Source organism: Methanobacterium sp. (assembly GCA_012838205.1).
Lineage (GTDB): Archaea > Methanobacteriota > Methanobacteria > Methanobacteriales > Methanobacteriaceae > Methanobacterium.
In genome coordinates this window covers 1-7,352 of the sequence record DUPR01000042.1, presented here as the reverse complement: position 1 = coordinate 7,352, position 7,352 = coordinate 1, and the positions used below count along the sequence as shown (strand labels likewise).

General features: G+C 37.2%; 7 protein-coding genes and 2 pseudogenes. All 9 read left to right on the top strand.

The window, feature by feature from the left end; all coding sequences use genetic code 11:
• The coding region (locus GXZ72_06565) for a metal-binding protein (protein ID HHT19204.1) at nucleotides 1-384 on the top strand (384 nt) is incomplete at its 5' end.
• 365 nt (nucleotides 385-749) lie between these two features.
• Entirely contained in the window at nucleotides 750-3,647 is a 2,898-nt protein-coding gene (locus tag GXZ72_06560) for a hypothetical protein (GenBank protein HHT19203.1), read from the top strand.
• Between the two features lie 372 nt (nucleotides 3,648-4,019).
• Nucleotides 4,020-4,559 (top strand): annotated as a pseudogene (gene mtrA, locus GXZ72_06555) (tetrahydromethanopterin S-methyltransferase subunit A).
• A gap of 366 nt (nucleotides 4,560-4,925) precedes the next feature.
• Nucleotides 4,926-5,015, top strand: coding sequence for a hypothetical protein (locus tag GXZ72_06550; protein HHT19202.1), 90 nt, complete (start codon nucleotides 4,926-4,928; stop codon nucleotides 5,013-5,015).
• A 23-nt stretch (nucleotides 5,016-5,038) separates the two neighbouring features.
• On the top strand, nucleotides 5,039-5,299 hold the full coding sequence (locus GXZ72_06545) for a hypothetical protein (protein HHT19201.1): 261 nt from the start codon (nucleotides 5,039-5,041) through the stop codon (nucleotides 5,297-5,299).
• Entirely contained in the window at nucleotides 5,239-5,442 is a 204-nt protein-coding gene (locus tag GXZ72_06540) for a hypothetical protein (GenBank protein ID HHT19200.1), read from the top strand. Before GXZ72_06545 ends, GXZ72_06540 begins: the two co-directional genes overlap by 61 nt.
• A 65-nt stretch (nucleotides 5,443-5,507) precedes the next feature.
• A pseudogene (locus GXZ72_06535) lies at nucleotides 5,508-6,222 on the top strand (MoxR family ATPase).
• A gap of 462 nt (nucleotides 6,223-6,684) precedes the next feature.
• A complete protein-coding gene (locus GXZ72_06530; GenBank protein ID HHT19199.1) occupies nucleotides 6,685-7,020 on the top strand; it encodes a hypothetical protein in 336 nt (111 codons plus the stop codon).
• 72 nt (nucleotides 7,021-7,092) lie between these two features.
• The coding region (locus tag GXZ72_06525; protein HHT19198.1) for a hypothetical protein at nucleotides 7,093-7,352 on the top strand (260 nt) is incomplete at its 3' end.

The window sequence follows — 7,352 nt, the reverse complement described above, 5'->3', positions numbered from 1 at the left end:
CGAACCAAAGAAGAATTAATTAAAATACAAGGTGGTAACCTAAAACCTAATGATGGTTCTAACCAAGGAAACCAGGGAGGTTCTTCCCAGGGAGGTTCTTCCAGTACTGGATCACTCTTTGATAATGGATCAGGTGCAACCGGGTATGTTGGTTCAGTTGGAGATTCAGGAGTAAACGTTAGTGCTGCTTCTGAAACCACAACTTCTGCTGATTCTGAAGCTGGTGATGCTGGAAAATCCGGAAAATCCTATGAAGTTACCAAAGCTGGAGCTCAGGGAACTGATAACACACCATGGGGTACTTACGCCGTAGTTGGAGTTTTATCTGTTCTAGCATTAGCTGGTGTTGGATTCTTCTTCAGAGGTAGTTTGTTCGGTGAATAAAAAGATTAAATTTTTTCCCCTATTTTTTTCTTTTTTTAGGATAATTATTTATCAGTAATACTTCTCATTTTTACTTCCATGTTTTTTAATTTAATATCAAATTTTTGGAATATTTTTTAGGTTATTTCTTTTTATTTTTCGTTTTTAGAGTTGAATCATTCTCATTTTGGAATTATTAATTAACGCATTTTAGTAATAAAAATGAAGCTTATTCATTGAATTTTGTATGATCATATTAGTATTTATTACTATATTTTGTGATTGAGGATAATGTTAATAACACAAAAGATATATAGGGTATTACTTCATATTGGAGTTGACATAGATTTTTTATGTCAAGATAAATTATAAAAGGAGGTGAAAAGATGAGAAAACAAGGAGTAATTCTGATTTTTGCGGTATTGTTTGCTTTGATTCTTTGTGGGGCAGCTTCAGCTGCTGATTCATCTAGCGCTGGGGGTGATTGTAATGGTAATGTTTCTAATGCAGAAGCCATTGATCCTATCCTCTTGGTGAATGTTGGTTACGAATACGCCAACGATAAAATAAATCCTGAGTTTAAGGTCACGGATTCAACCAATAAAAACGTGGTTTTTGACAAAGTAAAGTTAAATGAAAATTGGAAACTGAACTTCACCGTAGCCGGTGTAAGTAATGGAACCTCATTTAACGTTATTGTCAGCGCTCCAGGATACATAACTCAGACTCAGCAAGTGAAAGTTTATCAGGGAGGTTCTGATCCTAATTTTTATGGAACTGCAACCTTTGATATGAAAGCCACCAAGAACTATAAGCTTGGTCGAGAAGTCACAGCCAAAGCAGACAAGTTACTGGGATTATCAGGCGCTAAAGCTTCGGATGTTCTTGTGATCACTACTGCGGGTATTACTAAACGTGATGGAACCACCACTGAGGACTGTATAGAGGGTGTATTAAATGGTTTGGGTGGTAAAGTCACATTTGGTCAAGGTAACTTGCTTATTCTTCGTAAATCATCAACTGATCCAGTTGATTTCGCGTTCATCAAGAAGAATGGCAACTCAATCCAAGCAGTGTTCTTCTTAAAAGGTTCAACAACACCTGTTTATCAGGGAACCATTTCACAAGACATGAAAGTAGCACAATGGAACAATCTGGTTAAAAAAGTAGGTGGAACTAACGCATTTACCTATACTAGTCTGGCCAATGCATGGAAAGCAGGAGCACCTGCAGATCTGTTAAGAGAAGCAGCCTTCCATGGGCACATGTGTCAAGGAACCATAAGTGGATATGCAATAGCTCATGTATTGCTTGATTATTATCCACCAGTCAAGGACACACAAAACCCTGGATCACCCTATGATGTCAGTGCTTACAAAATCATTGGTGTACCTGGAGATTCTGATGATGATGCCCTCATAAACTTCCTGAACACAACTCCTGGTAAAGGAGGATACGCAGGATACGACACCACTAGTAGTGGAGCTACAGCCAACATGGTGGCATTCATCCGCTGGGTTGAAACAACCCAAACTGGAGACCTTATTATTATGAAATTCAACAAGAAGGAACTCCAACAGCAATACAAAGCTCTAGGCAATACATTGAAAAATGATTTAGACGAGTTAAAATTCAACACATGGTTGTTGAGTCTCATTAAAAACAAACAATACATGCAACTAGTGTCATTTGTCAGAGAATTGAAGGGACTTAACGAAGAACAATACTACACTTTAGTAGGTACTGCTGGAGATATCAAAAACAAGGATGGATCAGTCCGAATTTCTGCTAGAGAAGCTAAAGGATTAGATTTAGCCTATATAGATAGTTTAGGTCTAGCAAAAGCTACCAGAAATATTCCATCAAACACACAACTTGGAACTTTAACTCCTGCAGAAATCAAACAAATAGGAACTAATGCAGCTAAACTGGCTAAAAATATCTTTTTAAATGAAAAAGGTATAACCCTAGAAAAAGACTGCAAAAACCTAGTAGTACAAACATCAGCTAGTTATGCTCTCCTCAATGGTCAGATCACTGACATGGCAATGGATGGAGTCTACGAAGAACTGGGATCTCGATTAAGTCGGAAAACTTTACTACCAATGCACGTAGCACCTTGGAAAATGCTCTACTTCTGTTTCACACTACGCGGAGCAGATGGAGAAACTATGAATTCACTATACATGACCTACAACCTGGCAACTAAATCTTTCTTGGTTGGTAATGGTAGTGACGGTAAGAAGGTAAATGACATTGGACCTAAAGCTTTGAACAATGTCACTCAATTAAACAACATCAAAAAAGCCTTTGCAGTTGGGGAATTCTTTGGTAATATTCAAAGCATTGCCAATGCATGGAGAGTTAACCCACGCTACGACCAGCTAGTTACTTTCTTGTTCCACGACCATGCCTGTCCTGGAGTACAACCCGGATTCTTTATAACCGACATGGTATTAAAAGACTTCCCGTTGGGTCCTAATGAAGAATACTTCTACATGGCTTCCAGTATCTACTGTAAAGATGATAGTTTGGTCTATCTAATGGGAGTATCACCAGGTATGGGTAGTTACATGAACCAGAGACTAATCAACGAAGATACTGCGTCAGACATCATCCCAGGTGCAAGAATGGAAGGAGTACTAGTTGTATGGGACAAGAAGAACAATATCGGACGTGCCGTAATAGTTAACTTCTTATCTCCGACACTGGACAGCTCTGGATTAATTACCAGCGAAGCACAGCGTGAAAGTATGATTCACTACTATGTAAACGCCTACAATGGCTTACCATACGACCGTATGATAAAATCATACTCTCAGACAACAACTGACTCTCGATGGATCACAGCTGAAGAGTTTGCTATCATCAAACAGGGAGGATTAGCTAGTGGAACAGCTTTAGACTACGTTAAAAGCATACCTGCGGATCGTACACGAAATGATCTAATAAAAATTCCAGGTAAATCTAATGGTGGCTCAAATTCTCAAGGAACATCTTCCAATGGTGGAATTACCTCTGCTATAGGGCCTGGTGCAACCGGGTATGTTGGTTCAGTTGGAGATTCAGGAGTAAACGTTAGTGCTGCTTCTGAAACCACAACTTCTGCTGATTCTGAAGCTGGTGATGCTGGAAAATCTGGAAAATCCTATGAAGTTACCAAAGCTGGAGCTCAGGGAACTGATAACACACCATGGGGTACTTACGCCGTAGTTGGAGTTTTATCTGTTCTAGCATTAGCTGGTATTGGATTCTTCTTCAGAGGTAGTTTGTTCGGTGAATAAAAAAATTAAATTTTTTCTCCCTTTCTTTTTTTGGGATATATCATTTTTTTTCTTGAATTTTTCTTGATCTATAAGATAGTGCTGATGAATTTGTTCTCAATAAAAATATCATTAAAATAGGGTTAGGGGGCCCTTTATTTTATGGCCCCATATTTTTTGACACCTTAAGAAAATTAGGAGGTTTACTGGACCCTAATGGTGTCATTTTTTGTAGGTATAATGGATAGACAAATAGTCTCTACTTCTTCATATATACACTTTACTTTAATTTTTTTCAAGTAAAATGGATAAATTTATATTATTATAATCCCTATTATAAAATGAACTTTCATTAAAAGAAAATATGTTAAACCTACATCGGAGGTGTTTTAGATGGTAGAAAAAAAATCCCCGGCAGAAGGATGGCCGGTTATTAATGGTGATTATGTGGTGGGTGATCCGCAAAGTTGTGTAGCCGGTGCTACATTGGCTTCTCACATTGAAGAAGTCCTGGTGGATGCTGGGGCGGCTATTGCTGGGCCCTGTAAAACCGAGAACTTGGGGATCGAAAAAATGGTTGCTAACCTTATTTCCAATCCCAACATCAGGTTTTTGCTCTTGTGTGGCTCTGAAGTGCAGGGGCACATCACCGGTCAAAGTATTGAGGCACTTCACGCTAATGGTGTGGATGCTGATAAAAGAAAGATAGTTGGTGCCACAGGCGCTATTCCATTCATTGAAAATATGCCTGACGAGGCCATTGAACGTTTCCAGCAGCAGATGGAGATAGTGAGCATGATAGATATAGAAGATGCAGCAGCTATCCAGTCCAAGGTAAAAGAGTGCATTGAAAAAGATCCAGGGGCTGTAGATTCTGAAACCATGATTATTGAGCTAGAAGATGATGAGGAAGAGGAGGATATTGGGGAAGTTATGGTTGTTGATGAAAATGTCGAATCAACCTTTTTTAATAGGTTAATTGGTTATTTAGTAAGTATTGAAATAAATACATGATAAGCGATTCTTATTTTTAAATGTTTTTTTTTAGTTTATTTATATAACTAAATTCTTTTTTTTGGTTTTTTTTTCAAATTAATTTTTGGGCAACTGAAAATATAAAAAAAAGAATGTTCATGATTCAACAATCAACTTGAATTTATCATTTTAATTAATAAGAAAGAATGAGGTCAATGTATTGAAAAATATAGAAAAATTCGAATTTTTAGAAAAAAAACTTTAGATTTAGGAACTACAGATGCAAGGGTTATTCCTACAGATCCGGTGGTGGTGGAGGATAAGGTGCGTTTGAGATGCATGGTGCGATGTCCTTACTATGGTAAGGGTTTGAAATCCCCACCTTTTACACCTAGCGTAGGAAAGTTCCGGTAAATGCTTTTGACTATAATTTCGCTATGGTTGTTAATTTTAATCCTCCAATGACCTCCAATAAAATATTAGCAAAAATTGATATTAAGATTGGAGATGAATCAAACCGGTTGCGGGATCAATTTAATGATATTGATCAGTTATCTCCCTGCTCAGATTATTCAGATACTTATAAAAATATTTTAACAAATTTGCTTGAGCTTGAAAGGGCAGCTTTCAATAAAGGATATGTATTTGCCACGGCATTTTTTTTGGAAGATGTTGGCTCTGTGAAAACTGTGATGTAGAAAGTGGTGTATGTCATAATCCCATGATAGCCCGTTTTTCTGCCGAATCCATGGGTACAAATTTATTAAAAACTGCAGAAATTGAATTAAATGTTAATCCTAAAGATGATCCCTACTTAATGGCCATATTATTAATAGATTAATATTTTAAGATTTATAACGAGCTCAACAACAAAGTTAGACTGGATAAATATAAAAAGGTGATTCCATGTCAAAAATCAGTTTAAAAACCAATTATGTGGAAAAGGCTTTAGCCAAAAGCCATTACATCCCAGATGATAAAATTGTCACTGTGGTATTTAGCATTATCACTTCAAAAACCAATATTAATTTAAGGACCACCATGAACTGGTAAAACAGAACTTTCAAAGGCTCTATCTAGAGCTTTTGATAGGGAATTTTTTAGGGTGCAGTGTTATGAGGGCATAACCTTCGAACAGATTGTGGGAGAATGGAACTATCAGAAACAGCTCTTAAGTCTGGAGATGTCCAAGATCAAGGAGACCAGTGAAGACGTGTTCCAGGTGAAATTCTTCATTAAAAGGCCAATGTTAACCTCTTTTATGAGTGAGAAAGATTCTGTAATATTAATTGATGAAATTGATAAAGCTGATGAGGAAGTGGAAAGCTTCCTCTTGCAGGCTCTGGGAGAAAAACAAATAACTGTAAATGACCTGGGAACTTTCCATCTTCACAATGATCTTCTGGTTATCATGACATCAAATTCCCAGAGACAGCTTCTGGACGAGACCAAAGACCGTTGTCTGTATCTCTACATCGACTACCCCTCCTTTGAAAGAGAAGTGGAAATAGTTAAATCACACTCCCCAGAAGCTCCTTCCGCACTGACTGAAAATGTGGTTAAGGTTATACAGAAAATCCGGAAACTGAACTTGACTAAAACACCTTCTATCCGGGCCTGAAACCGCGTTGTTAGGTGTGATATTTGCAGGAGCAGGCATTTCTGAGATGCTACTTGGTACTGAAGAAGTATGGAGTGCTGTTTTCATGCCAACAATGACTACTAAAACTTATGAAGAACAGATTCACGATTGGCCATCATGGTTCATATGATAAAATCAAAAATTCAACTTACTTATTCAAACTTCCACTAAATTCATCTTATATCTATTTATTTTATGCTTTTGTAGTGATTTGGATAGTGATTCTGTCTTTTTATATTTATTATTATTCAAAGAAGATATACAATCGAAGACATAGAAAATAAGGAATTAAACTTCACATGTTACAGTTTTTTTTGAAATGTAAATGTAAACTATGGATTTGGATTTAATGCATGGTGTGAAAATTGAACATTAGATGCCAAAAACAGTCTGGCAAAAAATGATCAAAATTTAGCTTATCCTGGTGCAGATGCACCAGCTATGATAGGCACTGATCCTGTGACCAACAGTACAATAAACTTGAACTTCACATGTAACAATATCCTCAGAACAAGTCCTATCATGTACTTGGATGGTTTTTTAGCGGGTTATGAGGGTGTTAAGAGTTTTGCCATTGCCACCACCCAAGTCACAGATGAGATTGCTCAGTACTGGGCTGATCAGAAAAATGCAACTGATGTTTATGGAAACCTCCTTTACCTTCCAGGGGCGATGAAAGCAGCCTATGGAACATTCTTCACATCTTTGATGATGATTTATTGTCATGATATGGTGGCGGATCAGGCGGCAGAGGAGTTTAATGTTACATGGAGTTGAACACACCCCATTATAGTTTCTGTGGGTGATGATGCCTATCAAACCTACCTGACGTTGGAGAGTGACCATATCATGGGAATGACAGTTATAGGCTCACTTAAAAACACCATACTCTACAACTCAGTATGTTCTTCTGAGATCTCAACCATTGAATATGCTGTGATGGAGAATTTAGGGGAAAGTCAGTTCAGTACTACTAGTTCGTCTGTTAATTCTGTAGTAATAGATTTAATATATGATTATTTATTCAATAATATGAGTTTGGAAGGTTTTATTCAAAATGGTTATATTATAATAAAGTCTGAAGGAAATAATAGTAATTTCCTGGTGTT